Source organism: Exiguobacterium sp. Leaf196 (assembly GCF_001423965.1).
GTDB lineage: Bacteria > Bacillota > Bacilli > Exiguobacteriales > Exiguobacteriaceae > Exiguobacterium_A.
The window spans coordinates 456,562-478,839 of record NZ_LMPV01000006.1 but is presented as its reverse complement, the minus strand read 5'-3'; the positions used below and the strand labels follow the sequence as shown (position 1 = coordinate 478,839).

The window sequence follows — 22,278 nt, the reverse complement described above, 5'->3', positions numbered from 1 at the left end:
GTGAAGAGAGCGGCTTTTTTTATGGCATTAGTTGTTGATGTACTTCTCGTAGTACGAACCGAAATCACGCTGGTTCCACTGATGGTAGTGACCTTGAAGCCACTCGAAGGATTGTTCAGACAACTCCTTGAATGTTTGCGGAACATTCATGTCGCCTTGGCGAAGACCACCGAGAATCGTGACCGAATGATTTAATGAGCTATTCGCGAACTCGAGCATCTTTTGTCCTTCGTATTGTTTTTCAGCGATGGCAAGTAATGTCTTATACAGATCCTTTACATGCTCCAGTTGTTTTTTATCAACGTCGATCGAATAATGTTTGCCACCAATCTCGAACTTGATCTCGACATCGAGGTCGACTGTTCCGGCCGTTTCGAACATGACGTGGCGAATTGGATAATGTGCATATGGATAGCGGTAGAGTACACGTTTTGAACTGACAGCACTTTCTCCATCAAGGTGAATCAAGGCTAAGTTCGTAAAGCAATACTCGTCAGATTTGGACTTGATCAAGAAATAGATTTTTTCGCCGTCTTCATGTAAAACATAATCGTCAGCGGCTGCCTTGTCGAAATCATCAGGATGAATGACTTGTCCGATATCACTGAATCCCGTTAAATCTGCTGCTAGTTTTTTGAACATGTAAAGTTCCTCCTCGCAATTTGTGTACGCATGATTTTACGATCACTTGCTACAAAAAGTTTCATGAATCTATTTCGATGTTGAAAATAAAGATTCCTGTCACATTCTATGTAAAGTTCAACCGATTGGTTCGAGTGGATCTTTTGGATCAATTTGGACCGTGATTTGAACAAACTCTTTACTCGTCTCAGCATATCCTTCCGCAACACATCCGTTAAAACGAGAAAACTGTTCAGCGAGGAAACCGGCTTCGAGTTGAAAGTAGCCTTGTGGCCGTTCATCTCTCGTCGTATCAGGAGGAGACAGTACGAACGAGATGACCGTTCCTTTACGTTTCTTGATTTCGAGCATTCCCCAACCGGCTTGTTCAAAGAATGAGGCCAATTCAGATTCATCCACGACAGGGAATTGACGCGCGAGACGTTTACCTGCCCAGTAGATGACTTGCCGATAATCCGATCCTAGAAGATCGGTTAACACATAATCCCGGATCAGTTCGATTCCGAAAAGTGGTGTTTGGTTTGGTGTAACATCCATCATGATTCACTCCTATCTGCCAACCATTATACCGAGATGATTCTAGCAGGTCATTGTTTTCCTGAAAAAATTTGCAGTTAAATGCAACGGCTCGGGTTGTCTTCTAAAAAGGACAGGAGTAGAATAAGTGATGAAAAGACGAATTTCCTTATGAAAGCGCTTTTCTACCAAAATGCGCCAACGGTTGATTGGCAAACAAAAGGGGGGATTTGGATGGCGAATCATCGTGATTTCGTGAGTCGTAAAATACACTCACTGCTCGGCGTCATTCCAATCGGGTTATTTTTACTTTCGCACTTAACGACGAACTACTTCATCGTACGTGGTGAGGAAGACTTCAATAAGGCCGCGGAATTTGTGGGGAGCGTTCCGTATCGATTGTTCTTAGAGATCTTTGTCATCTTCATTCCAATCATCTTGCATGGTGTCTACGGTGTTTACATCGCATTCACGGGTTCTGCGAACACAGGACGATATACATATTTCCGGAACTGGATGTATGTCTTGCAACGGTTTAGCGGAGTGTTCCTCGTCGTGTTCATCACATGGCACGTTTGGGAGACTCGGATTGCCGCTGCGATGGGAACAGAAGTTGATGCGAGCATGATGCAGAACATCGTCGATAACGGATTCATGTTAGCGTTCTATATCGTCGGGATCTTGGCAACGACATTCCACCTCGCGAACGGACTATGGACGTTCTGTATTACTTGGGGAATCACGCAGTCACCAGCATCTCAACGGGCGATGTCTTACGTGGCAGCACTCGTATTCATCGGTTTATCGTTTGTAGGCGTACGCTCGATCTTAACGTTTGCAGGCGTGTTGTAAGGAAAGGGGAACTGACAACATGGCGAACAAGAATCTTGTCATCATCGGCGGAGGGCTTGCCGGTCTGATGGCTACGATAAAAGCAGCAGAGCAAGGCGTACCAGTTAAGTTATTCTCACTCGTACCCGTCAAACGCTCACACTCTGTTTGTGCACAAGGTGGCATCAACGGAGCAGTCAATACGAAAGGGGAAGGGGATTCACCATATCAGCATTTCGATGACACGGTATACGGTGGAGACTTCCTCGCAAATCAACCACCTGTTCAAAAAATGGCGGAAGCAGCACCGAAGATCATCCATATGTTCGACCGCATGGGTGTCATGTTCAACCGGACACCGGAAGGGTTACTCGACTTCCGACGCTTCGGAGGAACGTTGCATCACCGGACGGCATACGCTGGAGCGACGACGGGGCAACAGTTATTGTACGCATTAGATGAACAGGTTCGTAAGTTCGAAGCGCAAGGTTTGGTAGAAAAATATGAAGGATGGGAATTCCTTCGTGCCATCATCGATGACAATGGCATCTGTCGTGGAGCGGTTTGTCAAAACCTCCGGACGATGGAAATCGAGGCATTTGCCGCGGATTCTGTCATCCTCGCGACAGGTGGTCCTGGGGTCATCTTCGGAAAATCGACGAACTCGGTTATCAACACAGGACAAGCGGCAGCAGCTGTCTATCGTCAAGGTGCGATCTATGCGAACGGTGAGTTCATCCAGATTCACCCGACAGCGATTCCTGGGGATGATAAATTACGTCTCATGAGTGAATCAGCACGTGGAGAGGGCGGTCGCGTCTGGACGTATAAAGACGGTAAACCTTGGTACTTCCTTGAAGAGAAGTATCCGGCATACGGAAACCTTGTCCCACGAGATATCGCGACACGCGAGATTTTTGACGTCTGTGTCAATCAAAAACTCGGCGTCAACGGGGAGAACATGGTTTATCTTGATCTATCACATAAAGACGCAAAAGAACTCGACGTCAAACTCGGTGGAATCCTTGAAATCTACGAAAAGTTCGTCGGTGATGATCCACGAAAAGTACCGATGAAAATTTTCCCGGCTGTTCACTATTCAATGGGTGGACTATGGGTCGACTACGATCAGATGACGAATATTCCTGGACTATTCGCAGCAGGCGAATGTGATTATTCGATGCACGGAGGAAACCGTCTCGGAGCGAATTCACTTCTTTCTGCGGTATATGGCGGAATGGTCGCCGGACCGTCAGCGATCGCGTATATGAGTGAACTTGAGACATCGGTTCATGAGATGAGCGAAGACGTCGTCGAAGCGCATAAGATCGAAGAAATCAATCGTTTTAACGATATCTTATCGATGGAAGGTACAGAAAACGCGTATCAGATCCACCGTGAACTTGGAGAAATCATGACGGATAATGTCACGGTCGTCCGTTATAACGATAAGCTCGAAGAGACACTCACGAAAATCAAGGAACTTCGTGATCGGTTCACGCGCATTTCGGCAACGGACACAGCGCGTTGGAGTAACCAAGGAGCATCGTTCATCCGTCAGCTCGATCACATGCTCGACCTAGCCGAAGCAATTACGCTCGGTGCCTTAAAACGTGACGAGAGTCGCGGGGCGCACTACAAACCGGACTTCCCGGAACGTAATGATGAACAGTTCTTGAAGACGACGATGGCTCGTTATACGAATGGTCATCCAGAAATCTTCTATGAAGATGTCGACACGTCGTTGATTCCACCGCGGAAACGCGACTACAGTAAGAAGTCGAAGAAAGAGGTGAAAGCATAATGGCGACACCACTCGAATCATCTACTACGCAAAAATCGGTTCAATTCATCGTTCAACGTCAAGATGGACCTGATGGTAAACCGTATGATGAAGCGTTTGAAATTCCGTACCGTCCGAACATGAACGTCATCTCTGCTTTAATGGAGATTCGTCGTAATCCTGTGAATGCAGCCGGTGAAAAAACGACACCGATCAACTGGGATATGGGTTGTCTAGAAGAAGTATGTGGCGCTTGTTCCATGGTCATCAACGGTACACCACGTCAATCGTGTACGGCACTCGTCGATAAACTCGAACAACCGATCCGCCTTCAACCGATGCAGACATTCCCAATCGTTCGTGACCTTCAAGTCGACCGTCAGCGCATGTTTGATGCGTTGAAAAAGGTTAAAGCATGGGTTCCGATCGATGGAACGTACGACTTAGGTCCAGGACCACGGATGCCAGAGAACAAACGTCAATGGGCGTATGAGTTATCGAAATGTATGACATGTGGCGTGTGTCTCGAAGCATGTCCGAACGTCAACGATCGTTCGACGTTCATCGGACCAGCATCGATCTCACAAGTTCGTCTATTCAACTCGCATCCAACAGGTGCCTTCCATAAGGAAGAACGTCTTGAAGCGTTGATGGAAGATGGCGGGATCATGCAGTGCGGTAATGCTCAAAACTGTGTCGAGGTTTGTCCGAAAGGCATTCCGCTGACGACTTCGATCGCAGCGATGAACCGTCAAACGACACTTCACTCATTCAAGAAGTTCTTCGGTAGTGACGAAGGACGGACAGGTGAAGCAGTTAGTTCATAAGTTATTAAAGAAGGAGCCTGCTCCTTCTTTTTTCATTCAGACAGGAGGAACCGATTGTGCGCGTACCAGCTTATATTCCAGAACTCGAATCATGGCTTGAACAAATGAAACATGGAACACGACTCGACGTCGCTGTTCGTTTTGCAGAGACGGATGCCTATGGTCATATGAATAACCGGGTACCGTTCGTCTATTTCGAGGACGTTCGGACATTGATGTTAGAGGAGACCGGATACTCGCTTGCAGAAGACGGGATCATCGTCGTTGCGGATGCCCAGTGTAATTACATTCGCCAAGTGTATCCACGGACACGTCTCGCCGTCTATGCGTACCCAGTACATGTCGGAAGTGCATCGTGTGACGTCCATTATGCGGCATTTGATGAGCAGGGTGAACTGATGTTCACAGGACGGACATCGATGGTACAAATCAATCGTGCCGGGAAAGCATTCCCATGGAGTGAGACATATAAAAATTCCTTGCAGAATCGATTCGAATCCGTTATCATTTGATAATGAGTTCACATATTCGAAAACGACTCACTAGTACGTTATTAGTGAAGGGAGATTTCTTAATCATGGAAAAAACATTCAAAGTCATCGCGGATTCAGGCATTCACGCTCGTCCCGCTACTCAGCTCGTCAACACAGCTTCTAAATTCCAATCAGACATCAACTTGGAATACAACGGAAAGACTGTCAACTTGAAGTCAATCATGGGTGTTCTTTCACTCGGAATCGCGAAAGATTCAGATATCAAAATCGTTGCAAACGGTGACGATGCTTCTGAAGCAATCACGACTCTTTCAGATATGCTGACTAGCGAAGGTCTTGCTCAGTAATCCTGTAATCGTACATTCTCGGACGCCGGTCTTGCACCGTCGTCCTTTTTTGTTACCATAAGATTGAGAGAAAGAGGTGGAGAAGAGTGAATCGAGCGATTGGAGTACTGGATTCCGGAGTCGGTGGATTGACGGTCGCACGTGAATTGATGCGACAGTTGCCCCATGAGCGAATCATCTATGTCGGGGATACACTACGTTGTCCGTATGGTCCACGTCCAGAAGAAGAGATTCGTGAGTTTACGTGGGAGATGATTGATTATCTCGTACAACAAGATGTGAAATTGATCGTGATCGCCTGTAATACAGCTACGGCTGTCGTCTTAAAAGAAGCGCGAGAACGTTTAAATATACCTGTCATCGGTGTCATCGATCCGGGTGCCCGTGCAGCAGTCAAGGTGACACGTACGAAACGAATCGGTGTCATCGGAACGAAGATGACGATTACAAGTAATTCCTACGAGAAGGCGTTACGACATGTCGAAGGACAAGTCGTCGTTGAATCGTTAGCGTGCCCGCCATTCGTTCCGCTCGTCGAGTCGATGCAGACGGATGGCGCATACGTCGAACGTGTCGTTGCGAATACGCTACGACCTTTGATGAATTACGATATGGATACACTAATACTCGGGTGCACCCATTATCCGCTCTTAGCAGATGTCATTGGACGGGTCATCGGACCAGGCGTTCAACTCATCTCTTCAGGGGATGAAACCGCACTCGAAGTAGCAGCACTACTTGACTACAACACGATTTCAGCAGATGTGACACAAACACCAGAACATCGTTATTACGCGACAGGCGATATCCGCTCATTCGACCAAATTGCAACGGACTGGCTCGATCAGCCCATTCATGCGGAGCGCATCGTCCTTGGAACGGAGGAAGATTAAATGCGGACAGACCAACGAACGGCGGACGATCTCCGTCCAGTACAGTTATCGGTTGACATCAATAAACACGCGGAAGGTTCGATTTTGATTGAACTGGGTGATACGAAAGTCCTCTGCACGGCGACCGTCGAGGAAAGGGTACCACCATTTCTGCGTGGAAAACGCCAAGGCTGGATCAATGCGGAATATTCGATGTTACCGCGGGCAACCGCTCAGCGGACTGCACGAGAAGCCGTTCGCGGCAAACAGACGGGACGGACGATGGAAATCCAACGTCTCATTAGCCGATCGCTTCGGGCGGTCGTCGATCTAGAAAAACTTGGTGAACGGACGATCTGGATCGATTGTGACGTCATTCAAGCTGATGGCGGAACACGAACAGCATCGATCACCGGTGGATTTTTAGCACTCGTTCGAGCTATCGATCAACTGATTCAAGCGGGAAAACTGACCGATACACCAATCAAAGAGGGCATCGCCGCCATCTCAGTTGGAATTGTCGAATCGAATGCCTTACTTGATTTATGCTACGAAGAGGATGCTGCAGCTGAAGTCGACTTCAATCTCGTCATGACCTCATCCGGTAAAATCGTCGAGATGCAAGCAACAGGAGAAGAGTCGACCTTTTCCCGTCAAGAGATGCTCGAAATGCTCGAACTTGGGGAAAAAGGTATTAAGGAACTGATTGAAGCCGGTCGCGAGGCACTCGGTGTTTCGTGGTGGTATGTAGGAGAAGAAGTGGGGGAACATAAATGAAAGTCATCGTCGCAACACATAACGCTGGTAAAGTGAAGGAACTCGAAAGCATGCTTGGGCGTCTCGGCTATACAGTCGAGTCGTTACTCGATCATTCGGATGCTAAAGAAACGGATGAGACAGGTGAAACATTCGAGGAGAATGCACTCTTAAAAGCAACAGAAGCAGCAGCCTACTTTGGTCACGCAGTACTTGCTGACGATTCAGGTCTTGAAGTCGATGCTTTAGATGGCGCTCCAGGTGTCTACTCGGCACGCTTCGCGGGTCTTGAAAAGTCGGATGCAGCGAACAACGCTCTACTACTTGAAAAGTTAGAAGGTGTTCCGGAAGAGGAGCGGACGGCACGCTTCGTTTGTGTACTCGCGCTAGCAAAACCAACAGGCGAAACATTGACGGTACGCGGAACAATGGAAGGGCGAATCGGTTTTGAAGCAACGGGATCGAACGGTTTCGGTTATGACCCATTGTTCGTCACGGCAAGTGGACAAACGGCTGCTGAGTTGACGAAAGAAGAAAAAGCGATGATCAGTCATCGTGGCAATGCATTGCGCAAGCTCGAACAGGACTTAACTACTTTCCTAGGAGTGTGATGAAAATGAGAGCGTTGATAGTTAGTGATAGCCATGGACTAGAACAAGAACTGCTTACGATATTCGAACGGCATCAGGACGTGGATTTGGCTTTTCATTGTGGAGACTCTCAATTGACGCGCGACATTGAATCGTTATATCCATATCGTGTTGTACGGGGGAACTGTGATTATGGACACGATTTCCCGGAAGAAGTCACGTCGGAAATGGACGAGCATAAGGTCCTCTGTGTCCACGGGCATCGTCAGGACGTCAAATATAGCCTAGATGTCTTGCAACATCATGCGAACGAAAAGCAAGCTGATATCGTTTTGTATGGTCATTCTCATGTTGCGAAGGCGGAGTATCGGGATGGTGTGTTATTCATCAATCCAGGATCGATTCGGATGCCACGCCATCGTCCAGACAAGACGTATGCGATTCTTGAAGTAGAACAAGACCGCTATTCTGTCGATTTTCTTGACGTGAACGGGGATCGCGTCAATGCACTTCACCTCGACGGAACATTTTTGTAATAAAATAAATGCAATCTTTGTAATGTGATTGACACGAAAGAATTGTTCTAGTATAGTTTATTCGTGTTGACACGTCCCAATAGCTCAGCAGGATAGAGCAACGGCCTTCTAAGCCGTCGGTCGGGGGTTCGAATCCCTCTTGGGACGCTATAATTAAAATAGAGACTGCCCTTACGAGGGCGGTCTCTTTTTTTTATTTCAATTTTCGTTTATAATTAAGGTATCATGAACTCGAAAGGGATGAAAGCGATGTGGAAGAAAGTTGGTACAGTCCTGTTACTCAGTACGTTTCTTGTAGGGTGTAGTGAGATTTCAAATACAGTTGATGATGCAAAACAACAGGTCAACGATGTGAAAAATAGTGTCGATTATGCTGGAGAACTTCAAGGGATTGCGAAAGATACGGCACAAGTCACGTCCGACTTATCTTCTTCTTTGAATGAAGCGGCTGCGAAAGCACGCGAATCCACGAATCCGGAGCAAGCGCTCGACCAACAAGTCGAAAAGTTAAAGGAAAACGGAACGATTGATCAGTTCAATCAAGAGCTGGACCAAATCGACCAACGATTGGCGGGACTTGAAAATCCACCGCAAGAGTTACAAAATTTAAGTGCAAAGCTCGAGCAATTCGTGAATCAATCAGAAGATATCACACGACTTCTTGAAACAGACGTCTCTCTCGATACATTAAATCGTCTTGGCATCGAACAAGCAGGGAAATTACAAGAGGCGATCACGAACTGGACATCATTGCTTGATCCATTCACAAACTGAACAGTGAATTAAAAGGAGTGTCGGAAAATGGGGACATCCCGCTGGATGGAACACGAATTAGAAGCGGAACGAGTGCGCATCCTCCGTTTGCCCGCATCTGAACAGGAACGGCTGGTCAAGGAATTAGAGACTGACCAATTGACAGGAGAAGACGTATTATACCGACTCTATGTCATTCAACCGCTATTACTGCATGACCGTGAACGATACGAAACTGTAGCAGAACGTTTTCTTGAAGTCGAGGGTGTGGAGCAAGTGCTCGCACTCTTTCTTTATGAACTCGGAGAACGGTATCCAATGAAGCTCGCTCTACGCTCGGCGTCACCGTATCTGCCGTATGGACTTGCGCTTCGGTTAGACGAGATCAAACAGCGGATGACGGTGCGAGAACAAAAGACGACACCGGTTCAAAAAAACAATGTTACTCAGAGTACTGTAACTTCCGGAACGGCGTTGATGCATGTGTTGCAACATGGAAGCTGGGTCGAACAAATGCGCCATTTGGCTGGTGCTGAATTCGAACGGACACCTGCGCTCTTTGACTACATCACACACAAGTATCTTCGTGCTCAGGATACAGAACATCAAAGCCTACTCGTCATCGATCAGTTATTAGGAAGTGTGATTGAGCATCTGTCCTATCCGGCAGACATTTATGTGCCACATTTAGATGTACACTGGACGATCTCGACGCGTCAAGATTTAGAAGAAGTGCTGATTGCGCATCAACAGGAACAACAAGCGTTACTCGCATCGATGCATACATTAGAAAAAATGGATCCTTTTCGAGCCTTGCTCGTCTTACGTTCGGACCAGTTGATTCATCTTGAAGAACGAGAAGCAATCGGGTCGGATATGGAGAAGTGGCTTCTCGCATGCGAAGAACTAGCCGGTCTGTCGTTTGAAAAAGAAGAGCCGGAACGTGACTTGAGTCCGCTAGCGAAGCGATTATATCAGGGGGTGCATATCCTCTATCCGGAAGTCATCGCATTCGAGCAGATTTACTTCGATTGAGACATCTGGAAACGATTCGTTCAACAGTGGTAATCGTCAGAACGATTGTGCTATAATGTGACTTGTTGTACACACATGTACGCTAATTGACAATTTTGGAGGGACTCAGCATGACTGCAAAATGGGAAAAACAATCAGGTAGCCTCGGCGTCCTCACGTATGAAGCGCCTGCTGAAGCATTTGATAAAGCGGTAGACCAAGCGTTCAAGAAAGTCGTTAAGACTTTGAACACACCAGGTTTCCGTAAAGGAAAAATGCCACGCGCAATGTTCAACAAAATGTACGGTGAAGAAGCACTGTACCAAGATGCACTCGATATCCTTTATAAGGACACAATCGAAGGTGCAGTCGTCGAATCAGGAATCGAGCCAATCGCGCTTGAAAACATCGACGTTGAAACACTCGAAAAAGGCAAGCCAGTCGAATTCAAAATCACGTTCGTCATCGAGCCAGAAGCTACACTCGGTGAGTACAAAGGTCTTGAGTACACAGCAGTTGAAACGAACGTTACTGACGAAGACGTCGACGCTGAACTCAAAACATTGCAAGAACGCGGTGCAGAACTCGTCGTTAAAGAAGATGGCGTCATCGAGAATGGCGATACAGTCGTATTCGACTTCGCAGGTTTCGATGGGGAAAACCAATTCGACGGCGGAACTGCTGAGAACTACTCACTCGTCATCGGTTCTGGAAACTTCATTCCTGGATTCGAAGAGCAAATGGTCGGTTTAAAAACTGGCGAGCAAAAAGATCTTGAAGTGACATTCCCAGAGGAATACCACGAAGCATCACTCGCTGGAAAACCAGTTACATTCAAAGTAACAATCCATGAAGTCAAAGCGCAAGAGCTCCCTGAATTGACAGATGAGTTCGCAAAAGAGATGGATGAAGAAGTTTCTTCCCTCGACGAGTTGAAAACAAAAATCCGTACGCGTCTCGAAAACACACGCAAACAAGAAGCTGATGCTTCAATGCGCGATGAGTTAGTCGAAGCGGCTACGAAAAACGCGACAGTTGATCTTCCAGAAGTCATGGTCGAAAACGAAGTCGAGCGTATGGTTCAAGAGTTCACACAACGTATTCAATCACAAGGCATCGACCTCAACATGTACTTCCAGTTGACTGGAACGACAGAAGAGGCAATGCGTTCTGAAATGAAAGAGCAAGCGGAAGAGCGCGTTAAAGCACGTCTCGTCCTTAAGCAAATCGTTGCTGACGAAAAAATTGAAGTAACAGACGAAGAAACACAAACTGAACTTCAATCAATGTCAGAACTCTACAACATCCCTGCAGATCAACTTGAAACGATGCTTGCACCACAAGGTGGTCTTGAAACGCTTAAAGGCGATCTTCAATTCCGTAAAGCTATCGATGTTCTCGTCGACAACGCAAAAGCAAAATAAGCCATTTCATGGTTTTCGATCGACTTCAAGCCCAATTTCTGGTCTTGGAGTCGATTTTTTTGTACGATAGGTCAAACAAGGACAAACAATCCTTGGTTCAGGACATCAAACTGTAAATCGTTCGTCCAGGATTTGAAAGACTTTCCTTGTTCATGCTACAATCATAAATAGTAAAACGTGAGACGGGATGCTACAGGCATCCATACAATTTCCACGTTAAAGGGGTGGACCTTTATGTTTAAATTCAACGAAGAAAAAGGTCAGCTAAAATGTTCTTTCTGTGGAAAGACACAAGAACAAGTACGCAAACTTGTTGCTGGACCTGGCGTTTACATTTGCGACGAGTGTATCGAACTCTGCAATGAAATCGTAGAGGAAGAACTCGGTACAGAAGAAGAAGTCGAGCTGAAGAATGTTCCAAAACCGCATGAAATTCGTACGACACTTGACGATTATGTCATCGGTCAAGAAAAAGCGAAAAAATCGTTATCTGTAGCGATGTATAATCACTATAAACGAATCAATGCTGGTGGTCGCGCAGATGATGTCGAGCTCTCAAAATCAAACATCGTCATGATCGGTCCAACAGGTAGCGGTAAGACACTTCTTGCCCAAACGATGGCACGTATCTTAAACGTACCGTTTGCGATTGCAGATGCAACAAGTTTGACGGAAGCCGGTTATGTCGGTGAAGACGTCGAGAACATCTTGTTGAAACTCATCCAAGCAGCGGATTACGATGTCGAGAAGGCTGAAAAAGGAATCATCTACATTGATGAGATCGATAAGATCGCTCGTAAATCAGAAAATCCGTCAATCACACGTGATGTTTCTGGTGAGGGTGTTCAACAAGCCTTGCTGAAGATTTTGGAAGGAACTGTTGCAAGTGTACCGCCACAAGGTGGACGCAAACATCCGCATCAAGAATTCATCCAAATCGATACGACGAACATCTTGTTCATCGTTGGTGGAGCATTCGATGGTATCGATCAGTCGATCAAACGTCGTCTCGGTAAAAAAGTCATCGGCTTCGGAAACGATTCAGAGAACCGTAACCTCACACAAAAAGAAATTCTAGCAGCCGCATTGCCAGAAGATCTTCAAAAGTTTGGTTTGATTCCTGAGTTCATCGGTCGTTTGCCAGTCATGGCAACACTCGAGCCACTCGATGAAGAGGCACTCGTTCAAATCTTGACGAAACCGAAAAACGCCCTCGTGAAACAATATAAGAAAATGCTTCAACTTGATGATGTCGAACTCGACTTCACGGAAGATGCACTTCTTGAGATTGCAAAGCTCGCAATCGAACGTAAAACAGGTGCGCGTGGTCTTCGTTCAATCATCGAAGAAACTATGCTAGATATCATGTTCGAAATTCCATCGCGTGAAGACATCGCGAAAGTCATCATTACAGCAGAAACGTTGACTGGTAAGCGCGGTCCAACGCTTGAGTTGAAAGATGGTACAATTGAACATGGGAAAGAAAAAGAAACGGCGTAACACCGTGACAAATCGGCTCGGAGGCTACTTGTACGCCTTTCCGAGTCTTTTTGTTTAGGAGGAATTCGAATGAAGAAAAAACAATATCCACTTTTACCGTTACGCGGTGTCGTCGCGTATCCGTTGATCGGATTGACGATTGATGTCGGGCGTCCGGTATCCTTAAAAGCCTTACTTGCATCAAAGGAACACGAGATCGATCTCGTCGTCGTCACGCAACGTGATCCAGAAGCAGAGCCGTCTGTCGACGGGTTGCATCAGGTCGGTACACTTGTTCAAATCGCGAAGATGAGTGAACTTGGGAATGATACAGTTCGTGTTCGTGTTATCGGGAAGGAACGCGTCCGGATTGAAAACGTTGAGGAGACGGACGAAGGATATCAAGCAGTCATCGAACCAATCGAGAAGATGGACATCAAAGGGGCGAAACAAGAAGCGCTCGTTCGTCTAATTAAAGAACAGTTCGGTCAACTCGTCTCTCGGATCAAAGGCATCGGAACAGATGAGCGTCGCCGGTTCGAGACCTATGAACGTCTCGACTCATTGACGGACTATATCACGTCGAAGTTACCGATCGATATCTCGAAGAAACAGGAGTTCCTCGAACAACAGGATCCGGTCGAACGGGGATTGATGTTGCTTGACGTCATGAAACATGAATATGAAGTCGTCGAACTCGAACGTGAGATGCGTGAACGGACGAAGAAGACGATTGAACAATCGCAACGCGAGTATTACTTGCGGGAACAATTGAAGACGATTCAGCAAGAACTCGGTGGCGAGTCGGCATCCGTTGAAAGCGATGCGACGAAATATCGAGAGCAACTGTCCATGCTTGATTTACCGGAAACGACGGTTGCGAACGTCGAGAAGGAAATCAGTCGTTTAGCTGTCGTACCAGCAACGAGTCCCGAACATGGGGTCATTCGTAACTATCTCGAGTGGTTCTTCTCGTTACCGTGGAACGAAGCAACGGACGATTTCTTGAACGTCTCAGCAGCTTCGGAACAGCTCGACGAGGACCATTATGGTTTAGAAAAGGTCAAAGAACGAATTCTTGAGTATCTCGCCGTTCGTCAATTGACGGATTCGCTACGTGGTCCGATTCTTTGTTTATCAGGTCCTCCGGGGGTCGGGAAAACGTCGCTTGCTCGTTCGATCGCAACAGCGCTCGAGCGGAAGTTTGTCCGCGTCTCACTTGGTGGCGTGCGCGATGAAGCGGAGATCCGTGGACATCGCCGGACGTATATCGGTGCGATGCCAGGTCGAATCATCCGCGGTTTAAAACAAGCAGGAACGAACAACCCGGTCTTCTTACTGGATGAGATTGATAAGATGTCAAATGACTTCCGTGGTGACCCATCGTCCGCGATGCTTGAAGTTCTTGATCCGGAACAAAACAACAGCTTCTCCGATCACTACATCGAAGAACCGTTCGATTTATCAAATGTCCTCTTCATTGCGACAGCAAATGATGTCTCGAACATCCCAGGACCGTTGCTCGACCGAATGGAACTGATTCAGATTGGTGGCTATACGGAACAAGAGAAGACGGAAATTGCCGTTCGTCATCTATTATCGAAGCAACTTGCTGAACACGGTCTGAAAAAGAGTCAATTGACGGTCAAAGCAGACGCGCTAGAAGAAGTAGTTCGTCGTTATACACGAGAAGCCGGTGTCCGAAATCTTGAACGTGTCCTCGGCTCACTTTGCCGGAAAGCAGCAAAACAAATCGCGATGGGTGAGAAGAAGCGGGTGACGGTGACGAAGCGTAATCTAGATGATTTCCTAGGTAAACCGATCTATCGTTATGGTCAAGGCGAGCTAGAAGATATGATTGGCGCAGTGACTGGTTTAGCGTATACTGCTTTTGGGGGCGATACGTTGACGATCGAAGTCAGTCTTGCTCCGGGTAAAGGGAAACTGCAGTTAACCGGGAAACTCGGTGACGTCATGCAAGAGTCCGCTCAGACTGCGTACAGCTTCGTCCGAGCAAATGCGACGTCCCTTGGCATCGAACCGAACTTCTACGAAACGCAAGACATCCACATCCACGTCCCTGAAGGTGCTGTACCAAAAGATGGTCCATCTGCTGGTATCACACTGGCAACAGCACTGATTTCCGCCTTGACGAAGCGTCCGGTTCGCCGGGACGTCGGGATGACAGGTGAAATCACACTACGTGGACGGGTCTTACCGATCGGTGGACTAAAGGAAAAGTCACTCGCAGCACATCGTGCGGGCTTGACGACCGTTCTTCTACCACAAGATAATACGCGGGACATCGATGATATCCCGGAAAGCGTCCGCGCAGGAATGGAATTCATTCCGGTCGCGACGATGGAGCAAGTGCTCGAACATGCATTAAAAGGAGAGTAACATGAAAATTTATAAAGCTGATTTTATTACGAGTGGCGTAAACCCGGAACATTATCCGGAGCCATTGTTGCCAGAAGTGGCACTCGCAGGGCGATCGAATGTCGGAAAGTCCTCTTTCATCAATAAACTGGTTCAGCGAAAAGCACTCGCGCGGACATCTTCGAAACCAGGTAAAACGCAAACTTTGAACTTCTTTAACATCAATGATGAAGTCATGTTCGTCGATGTACCGGGTTACGGGTATGCGAAAGTCTCGAAGACGGAGCGTGAAGCGTGGGGCAAGATGATGGAGAAGTACTTCACACAACGTGAAATCCTCAAAGGTGTCGTACAGCTCGTCGACATCCGACATGATCCGTCTGCGGATGACGTGACGATGTACGATTTCTTGAAGTATTACGATCTACCGGTCATCGTCGTTGCGACAAAACTCGATAAAATCAAAAAGAGTCAACGTGATAAACATATCGCGGCAATCAAACGTAAATTGCAATTTGATGGTCAAGATACCTTAATTCCTTTCTCATCTGAGACAGGAGAAGGCGTCGATGCCGCATGGGAAGCGATTTATCGTCTTCTGTAAAAAATGAAACGTTTTGTTCTCCTATAATAGGAGAACAAAACGTTTTTTTTATGAGGGTTTAAAGTAATCTAAAAATAGTATCTAATTATTTCCTTACAACATTTTTGATTTCCATTATATGAACATCATTTGATTCACGTTACAATGATAGGAACAAATTGTTCTAGTGGGAGGCTATGCCAATATGAGGCGTTATAAATGGACGTTCGCAATCGTCGTCTTACTCGTTCTGACACCATTTGCCATTTGGTTCTTGAAGCAGGAAAAGACATTAAACATTGCGCTATTCGATTACACGAACGGAACGGAAGAGCGAGAGCATGCCGGAACGACGTGGTTATTGAATCACTTAAAGATCCGAAATACGCAAGGGCAAGATTATACGTATTCGGACTACATCAACCGTTATGATGGTACACAAGGTAAAAAAATGTTACAACAAGCCTCTAAAGCAGATGTGCTGTTGTTTACGGATACGTACGGAAAATCATATGACGTCAACGGGAAAAAAGAACATCGTGGTGGCTTGACGACAGAAGACGTCGAGCTCGCAACTGAAGCGATTTCGCAAGGGAAAACCGTCGTGGCGGAATTTAATACAGCAGCAAGTCCGACGTCAGTCGAGCGGTCCAATGCGTTTCGACAATTATTCGGGACGGCTTGGACAGGATGGATCGGTCGATTTTTCCCAGATTTAACAAAACTGCAAGGTCTTGAGAAAAACGTCGTAGCTCAATTAAAAACACAAGCGAAAGAAAAAGAGTTCAAACTATCAGGTCCGGGTTATGTTTTTATTAATGATTCGACCGAAAAAGCTTTTTTCGTCAATGATGACACTCCTTTACTTTACAAGTGGGATCAAAATAAGGGGAATGCAAAAGATGAGGTCCGTTATAACTACTGGTTCGAGATTCTTGAACTAGATGGCGGGAAACAACAAGCGCATTTCTCTTGGAACCCTTCGAAACAGACACAAGCAATGCTTCGAAAATACCAGTTGCCGCTTGAGTTTCCAGCGTATGTCACGCAAGGAAGTGGTCACTATTTTGCTGGTGATTATACGGACGTCGCGGATATCCCACGTTATTATCGATACAGTGGTCTCGATTGGTTCCGCAAACAGTTCATCCTCGATAGTGCGGAAAGTGAATCAGCGTTCTTCTGGAAGATTTACGCCCCGACGCTGACGCGGATTCTTGAGGATACGAAACGGATCTCGACACAAACTGCGAAGGTCAAACCACTTTCACAAACGAAGGTCGGTAACCAAGAGTTGCGGACCCGAGCTCGTGAAGGACAGGACACACTTGAGATGTATCAAGATGGTGAATGGAAGCCGTACTTCGTTAAGGGTGTCAACATTGGACTTGGTCGACCAGGTGCATTTCCTGGGGAACATGCCATCAGCCGAAACGAATATGATCGTTGGTTGAAGGAAATCGGAGCGATGGGGGTCAATACGATTCGTGTGTACACGTTGCACCCTCCTGCTTTTTACGATGCATTAAAAGCTTACAACGAACAGGCGAAACAACCGATTTATCTCATGCAAGGCATGTGGGTCGAAGAGAAGCCGTTCGAGGAACTAAAAAATGCATTCGATCCAAAGTTCATGAAGATGACAGATACGGAAGCAAAACGAATGGTTGATGTCATTCATGGAAACGCAGTCGTTAAAGAAGTTGTTGGTCATGCTTCCGGAACATACACTTCAGACGTCTCGCAATACGTTTCAGCATTCGTCTTCGGAATCGAATGGTTACCGGAAGCTGTCGTTGAAACAAATAAAAAGAACAAAGGAACACGTTTCGAAGGACAATACGTAACGACGACGAAAGAAGCGTCTCCTTTCGAATCGTGGTTAGCAGGTCGGATGGATACGGCGACTGCACACGAAATCAAAGAGTACGGTACAACACGACCAATCGGTTCGACGAACTGGCCGACGACGGATCCGTTGAAACACCCAAAAGAGATTGAGGAAGAACAGGACCTCGTCTCCATTGATTTCAATCACTTAAAAGCAACGAAGGATTTCCCGGGTGGCTTGTTCGCGTCTTACCACATCTATCCGTACTATCCTTCGTTCATCAAGGAAGAGTACAGTCAAAAAACGGACAAAGGATCTGAATCGTATGCCCGTTACTTGAAGAAGATGAAGGATTATCATGATATGCCGCTACTTGTATCAGAATTCGGAATTCCGAGTTCTCGCGGGAAGACGCACCTCGGACCAAATGGTTTCGATCAAGGGCATGTCAGTGAGAAGAAACAAGGCGAACTCGTCGCACAACTCTATCAAGACATTAAAGACGTCAAAACAGCCGGTGGACTCGTCTTCATCTGGCAAGATGAATGGTTCAAGCGGACGTGGAACACGATGGATTATGATGATGCCAATACGCGTCCCCGTTGGTCGAATGTCCAGACGAGCGAACAACATTTCGGTATGCTTGGTTTCCTGCGTTCAGATATCGTCATTGACGGGAAATTGGATGATTGGAAAGGGTATGCACCAGTCGCTGAAAATAAGGATCAAGCGATATATATGACATCCGACGAAGCCTATCTCTATTTGCGTATCGACCGGAAAAAAGTAGAGCCGACGACACTTGCGCTATCGACGAAACCAAACGATGGGAATACGAAAGTCGGTCCGTTGATGCTTGATGAAGGAGCGGAATATCGCCTGACGATCGATCAGAAGGCGCGCATCGATGTCGATGCTCGTTATGATATCTTCCGTTATCACTATGGTCTCAAGATGCCGTTTGAGATGGTAAAACCACCGTCTGATCAAAAAGACAGCGGTAAGTTCGTTCCAATTTATCAAATGCTCGATTATGCAAGACGCGACCCGGTGACGAAAAAAATCGTCAAACCAGCCGTCAAGTGGGACACGGGTGTTCTACATGAAGGAGAACCAGACGATATCTTGACAGATATCTCAGATATCACGAAACCAACCGTAGAGCTCCGTATTCCATGGATGGTCTTGAATATGCGAGACCCTAGTAAACATGAAATCATCGGTGACTTCTGGAAAGATGGATTAGAAGCGAAGATGATTACGGAAGGAATCGAAGTCACAGGTCAAGTCGGTGAGACACGTATCCCTGAAAAAGATCGTGGTTTCTACAACTGGGCAGAGTGGACGAATCCGCAACAGCGAGAAGAACTGAAACCTGTCTATCGGACGATGAAAAAAGCATTCACTGAGGGAGGAAACTAAATGCGACGTGAAGAGATGTGGAAATTAATCAATCAGTCGTTTGAATCAACAAGTCAAGATCGTGAGGTCAGTTCGACGATTGAATGGACGGAAGAAACCGTCCGGCAATCGTCGACGAATACCTTGTTCGTGCACACAGTCGGACAAATGCCGGAGGCGGTCAACGGATTGATTGAAGAGGGATGGTGCGTGCGGACGGACATTTCTTATGCCGATGTCGTTCTCGCAAGCGAACCTGTCATCGAGGAACGAATTCCTGTCGTGTATTTTAATACAGAGACTTCTTTCTATGGTTTAGAAAATGCGCGAGAAATTCTACCGGCGACACTATCGCGGGAGCTTGTCCTTGACCGGCTAGCGCGTTATAAAAAAATCCATCATATCGCGGATGTCGTCGTCGTAACGGAAGATCCGCATATCCGTCGGATGATGGAACGGGAACTGACGGAACGCTTCGAACGGTTCGTAACATTCGAACGAGCAGAAACATTCCTTGACGAGTACGTAGCATCCCGTCCGTACTTACTCGTGTTTACGTCAGCATTACCACGAGCAGATGGGCTGGAATTACTACTGCGAGCAAAACATCAGAGTGTCGCACCGTTCCAATCGATGATGATCTCGATGTACAACCGTGAACGCGATCATGTTCTTGCGATTGACCGAGGTGTTGATTACATTATGACCCTTCCGTTAAAAATCGAAGAATTCCGCGCGTGGATCCGAAAAGTTGAGGATGGCCGATGATGCAGGCGATTCTAGTATTTATCGTTGTACTCGTTTTCTTACAAGGTGGAGCATTGGTCTATCTCGTCGTTCAAAAACGAAAACGTGCCAACCGCGAGCATGCCCGTAGCGATTGGCAACTTGTCTTTCGAGATGACATCTACGACTATGCGACAGGTGAACGTCAGGACATGCCGACGGTTCAAAAAGGAAACGAGGATTTAGCTGAGCTTGAACTCTTCGCACTATCCAACTTAACAGCAACACCGGCACATCTCGAACGAGTGCAAGCTTTTGTCGCTGCTAATATGCATGCCTATTACGAACAACAATTGAAGCATCGCCGGATTGACCGTCGCTTGAACGCTTATGAGGCCGTCTCTCAATTCCGTTTGGTAGCAGTCGCACCGATGATTCATGCGCGTTGGGGAAACACGATTGAAAAAGAAGAGAGCGATGTCATCGTTCGGACCCTCGTCTCACTATCACCGCAAGATGCGATCGCCATCGCCAAGCAAGAAAATGGGATTAGTTTCTTCGGTGCGATTCTTGCGGTCGGTCGTAGTCAAGACTTAGAGGAATGGGTGGCTGCGTTTGAAGAATTGACACTGTCCTTTAAGTTAGCGATCCTTCAGTTGATCTTTGATCGCGATGAGACACGTTATATCGCACTCGTTCGTGACAAGACGACAGATGAAAATCCGGAAATCCGAAAACGTGCCCTTCGTGCGCTCACGCGAATCGGGCTTGAGGAGGACTGGAAGTTATATGTGCCTTACTTGGAAGAAGAATCAAGTTGGGTTGAGCAAATGCTTGCCCTTCGTTTCCTAGAACATGTCGTTCCAGCCGATGCGATACCAGCGATCTTACCGTTTGTCGGTAGTCGATCGTGGTGGGTCCGGACGGCTGCCTTTGATGCGCTGCTTGCTTGTGGCGGGATCGAACAATTGGCAAAGGTATCAAGTACACACCCCGACCGCTATGCGCGTCAAAAAGCTACAGAACGGTTGGCAAAGGAGATGAAACATCATGTCGTCTGAGACAATCCAAGCCATTATTGAAGTCCTTTCATGGACAGTGTTGATTTATATGTTACTCGTCATCGTGTTCTATTCGATGCTTTACCTGATTTCAGCTCAAATGGTGCGACGGCAACGCTTCCGTCGGAAAGAGAGCTCTTACTTGCCACTGATGCGCTCTCTCTATACACGGCCGGTCAGTATCCTTGTACCAGCGTACAATGAGGAATATACGATCGTCTCGAGTGTCCAAGCTTTGCTAGCACTTGACTATCCGGAGCATGAAGTCATCGTCATCAATGATGGTTCAAAGGACGGAACGATGGACGAATTGTTCCGATCGTATGAGCTGGAGAAGGAAATCCGCTATCCGAGGATTCTAATTGGTTCGAAGCCGGTCAAACAAGTCTACCGTTCGCGGATCGATAGTCGTTTGATCGTTATCGATAAAGAGAATGGTGGAAAGGCGGATGCCTTGAATGCCGGTATCGACCATTCCAGTTATCCGTATTTCTGCTCGCTTGACGCGGATTCGATTTTAGAGCGGGATGCCCTATTAAAAGTCATGAAACCGATCGTCGAGTCCGACGAAGAGGTCGTCGCGACATGCGGTTCAATCTTCCTCGTCAATGGCTGTACGATTGAAGGTGGTGAAATCGTCGAGATTCGGACACCAAAACAACGGATCGTCTTGATGCAGATGATTGAATATTTCCGAGCATTCTTATTTGGTCGCCTTGGACTTAGCCGTTTCAACATCTTATTGATTGTCTCTGGTGCGTTCGGTCTGTTCCAAAAGAACATCGTTGTCCAGGCAGGTGGATACAAGGAAGGACTTGTCGGTGAGGACATGGAACTTGTCGTTCGTTTGCACCGATACATGAAGGAAAATAAACTCGATAAACGCATCGAGTACGTTCCGGCACCAGTCTGCTGGACGCAAGCTCCGGAGTCAATGGAAGTGTTACGGTCACAACGAACACGTTGGCACCGTGGGCTAGCTGAGACGCTCTGGACCCATAAGCGCATGATCGGTAATCCGAAGTATGGTTCTGTTGGTGGCGTTTCGATGCTATATTTCTTTTTGATTGAATTACTCGGACCTATCGTTGAACTGATCGGATATTTCATCATTCCGCTCAACCTGCTCGTCGGGACGCTTAACTTTGAATTTGGTATCGTCTTATTGGTCGTCGCTTTACTCTATGGTTCCTTATTATCAGCAGGTGCAGTATTATTGGAAGAGTGGACGATGCACCGATTCAAGAACGTCAAAGAATTGATTCGGTTGTATTTATGGTCCTTGACCGAGTCGTTCTGGTACCGTCCGATTTTAGTCTTCTTCAAACTAGGTGGATTGATTCAATTCTTGACTGGTCGAGGAAACTGGGGACAGATGGAGCGCCAACGTCTCGAAGACGTCACCGAGGAAAAAGTCGGCTGACGAATAGGTA

The 22,278-nt window shown here is 46.8% G+C and carries 21 protein-coding genes and 1 tRNA gene; 20 read left to right on the top strand and 2 right to left on the bottom strand.

The genetic code is table 11. The annotated features are described in order from the left end of the window. Positions 1–27: 27 nt before the first annotated feature. Positions 28–642, bottom strand: coding sequence for a PH domain-containing protein (locus tag ASG02_RS08600; protein WP_023468990.1), 615 nt, complete (start codon positions 640–642; stop codon positions 28–30). Positions 643–759: 117 nt separating this feature from the next. Continuing rightward, on the bottom strand, positions 760–1,179 hold the full coding sequence (locus ASG02_RS08595) for a YslB family protein (RefSeq protein ID WP_056062616.1): 420 nt from the start codon (positions 1,177–1,179) through the stop codon (positions 760–762). Between the two features lie 213 nt (positions 1,180–1,392). Between ASG02_RS08595 and ASG02_RS08590 the strand changes: the two genes are divergently transcribed. From ASG02_RS08590 to ASG02_RS08495, 20 genes are all read left to right on the top strand, one after another. Beyond that, positions 1,393–2,010 (top strand): succinate dehydrogenase cytochrome b558 subunit, encoded by a 618-nt coding sequence (locus ASG02_RS08590; RefSeq protein ID WP_035406385.1) that lies wholly within the window; start codon positions 1,393–1,395, stop codon positions 2,008–2,010. A gap of 19 nt (positions 2,011–2,029) precedes the next feature. Beyond that, positions 2,030–3,793 carry a succinate dehydrogenase flavoprotein subunit gene (gene sdhA / locus ASG02_RS08585; RefSeq protein WP_056062614.1) on the top strand — a complete coding sequence of 588 codons (1,764 nt, stop codon included), beginning with the start codon at positions 2,030–2,032 and terminating at the stop codon, positions 3,791–3,793. Continuing rightward, positions 3,793–4,599 carry a succinate dehydrogenase iron-sulfur subunit gene (gene sdhB, locus ASG02_RS08580; RefSeq protein WP_023468986.1) on the top strand — a complete coding sequence of 269 codons (807 nt, stop codon included), beginning with the start codon at positions 3,793–3,795 and terminating at the stop codon, positions 4,597–4,599. The genes sdhA and sdhB overlap by 1 nt, the downstream gene beginning before the upstream one ends. 56 nt (positions 4,600–4,655) lie before the next feature. Then, positions 4,656–5,111 carry a thioesterase family protein gene (locus ASG02_RS08575; RefSeq protein ID WP_035406388.1) on the top strand — a complete coding sequence of 152 codons (456 nt, stop codon included), beginning with the start codon at positions 4,656–4,658 and terminating at the stop codon, positions 5,109–5,111. A gap of 65 nt (positions 5,112–5,176) precedes the next feature. Further along, positions 5,177–5,440, top strand: a complete 264-nt coding sequence (locus ASG02_RS08570; protein WP_012371023.1) for a phosphocarrier protein HPr — start codon at positions 5,177–5,179, stop codon at positions 5,438–5,440. A gap of 86 nt (positions 5,441–5,526) precedes the next feature. After that, positions 5,527–6,333, top strand: coding sequence for a glutamate racemase (gene racE, locus ASG02_RS08565; protein WP_035406391.1), 807 nt, complete (start codon positions 5,527–5,529; stop codon positions 6,331–6,333). Further along, on the top strand, positions 6,334–7,089 hold the full coding sequence (rph, locus tag ASG02_RS08560) for a ribonuclease PH (protein ID WP_035406394.1): 756 nt from the start codon (positions 6,334–6,336) through the stop codon (positions 7,087–7,089). Then, positions 7,086–7,679, top strand: coding sequence for an XTP/dITP diphosphatase (locus tag ASG02_RS08555; RefSeq protein ID WP_056062611.1), 594 nt, complete (start codon positions 7,086–7,088; stop codon positions 7,677–7,679). Before rph ends, ASG02_RS08555 begins: the two co-directional genes overlap by 4 nt. A gap of 5 nt (positions 7,680–7,684) precedes the next feature. Then, on the top strand, positions 7,685–8,194 hold the full coding sequence (locus tag ASG02_RS08550; RefSeq protein WP_056062607.1) for a metallophosphoesterase family protein: 510 nt from the start codon (positions 7,685–7,687) through the stop codon (positions 8,192–8,194). 73 nt (positions 8,195–8,267) lie between these two features. Continuing rightward, positions 8,268–8,341: transfer RNA gene (locus tag ASG02_RS08545), tRNA-Arg, on the top strand. A 102-nt stretch (positions 8,342–8,443) separates the two neighbouring features. Further along, a complete protein-coding gene (locus ASG02_RS08540) occupies positions 8,444–8,968 on the top strand; it encodes a hypothetical protein (RefSeq protein ID WP_231496831.1) in 525 nt (174 codons plus the stop codon). 27 nt (positions 8,969–8,995) lie between these two features. Further along, positions 8,996–9,982: a hypothetical protein gene (locus ASG02_RS08535; RefSeq protein WP_056062604.1), complete on the top strand. Its 987-nt coding sequence runs from the start codon at positions 8,996–8,998 to the stop codon at positions 9,980–9,982. A gap of 110 nt (positions 9,983–10,092) precedes the next feature. Continuing rightward, positions 10,093–11,385 carry a trigger factor gene (tig, locus tag ASG02_RS08530; RefSeq protein ID WP_023468978.1) on the top strand — a complete coding sequence of 431 codons (1,293 nt, stop codon included), beginning with the start codon at positions 10,093–10,095 and terminating at the stop codon, positions 11,383–11,385. Between the two features lie 234 nt (positions 11,386–11,619). Further along, complete coding sequence (clpX, locus tag ASG02_RS08525) at positions 11,620–12,885, top strand: ATP-dependent protease ATP-binding subunit ClpX (protein ID WP_023468977.1); 1,266 nt, start codon at positions 11,620–11,622, stop codon at positions 12,883–12,885. A gap of 69 nt (positions 12,886–12,954) precedes the next feature. Further along, the gene (gene lon / locus ASG02_RS08520; protein WP_056062601.1) at positions 12,955–15,264 is read left to right on the top strand and encodes an endopeptidase La; all 2,310 of its coding nucleotides are present in this window, start codon (positions 12,955–12,957) and stop codon (positions 15,262–15,264) included. A 1-nt stretch (position 15,265) separates the two neighbouring features. Continuing rightward, positions 15,266–15,847, top strand: coding sequence for a ribosome biogenesis GTP-binding protein YihA/YsxC (gene yihA / locus ASG02_RS08515; protein WP_023468975.1), 582 nt, complete (start codon positions 15,266–15,268; stop codon positions 15,845–15,847). A 184-nt stretch (positions 15,848–16,031) separates the two neighbouring features. After that, the gene (locus ASG02_RS08510; protein ID WP_235514017.1) at positions 16,032–19,079 is read left to right on the top strand and encodes a hypothetical protein; all 3,048 of its coding nucleotides are present in this window, start codon (positions 16,032–16,034) and stop codon (positions 19,077–19,079) included. Continuing rightward, positions 19,080–19,826 (top strand): response regulator, encoded by a 747-nt coding sequence (locus ASG02_RS08505; RefSeq protein ID WP_035406415.1) that lies wholly within the window; start codon positions 19,080–19,082, stop codon positions 19,824–19,826. It abuts the gene before it with no gap. Then, a complete protein-coding gene (locus ASG02_RS08500) occupies positions 19,823–20,845 on the top strand; it encodes a HEAT repeat domain-containing protein (RefSeq protein WP_156358997.1) in 1,023 nt (340 codons plus the stop codon). The genes ASG02_RS08505 and ASG02_RS08500 overlap by 4 nt, the downstream gene beginning before the upstream one ends. Further along, positions 20,835–22,268 (top strand): glycosyltransferase, encoded by a 1,434-nt coding sequence (locus ASG02_RS08495; protein WP_056062594.1) that lies wholly within the window; start codon positions 20,835–20,837, stop codon positions 22,266–22,268. Before ASG02_RS08500 ends, ASG02_RS08495 begins: the two co-directional genes overlap by 11 nt. The last annotated feature ends 10 nt before the right edge of the window (positions 22,269–22,278 follow it).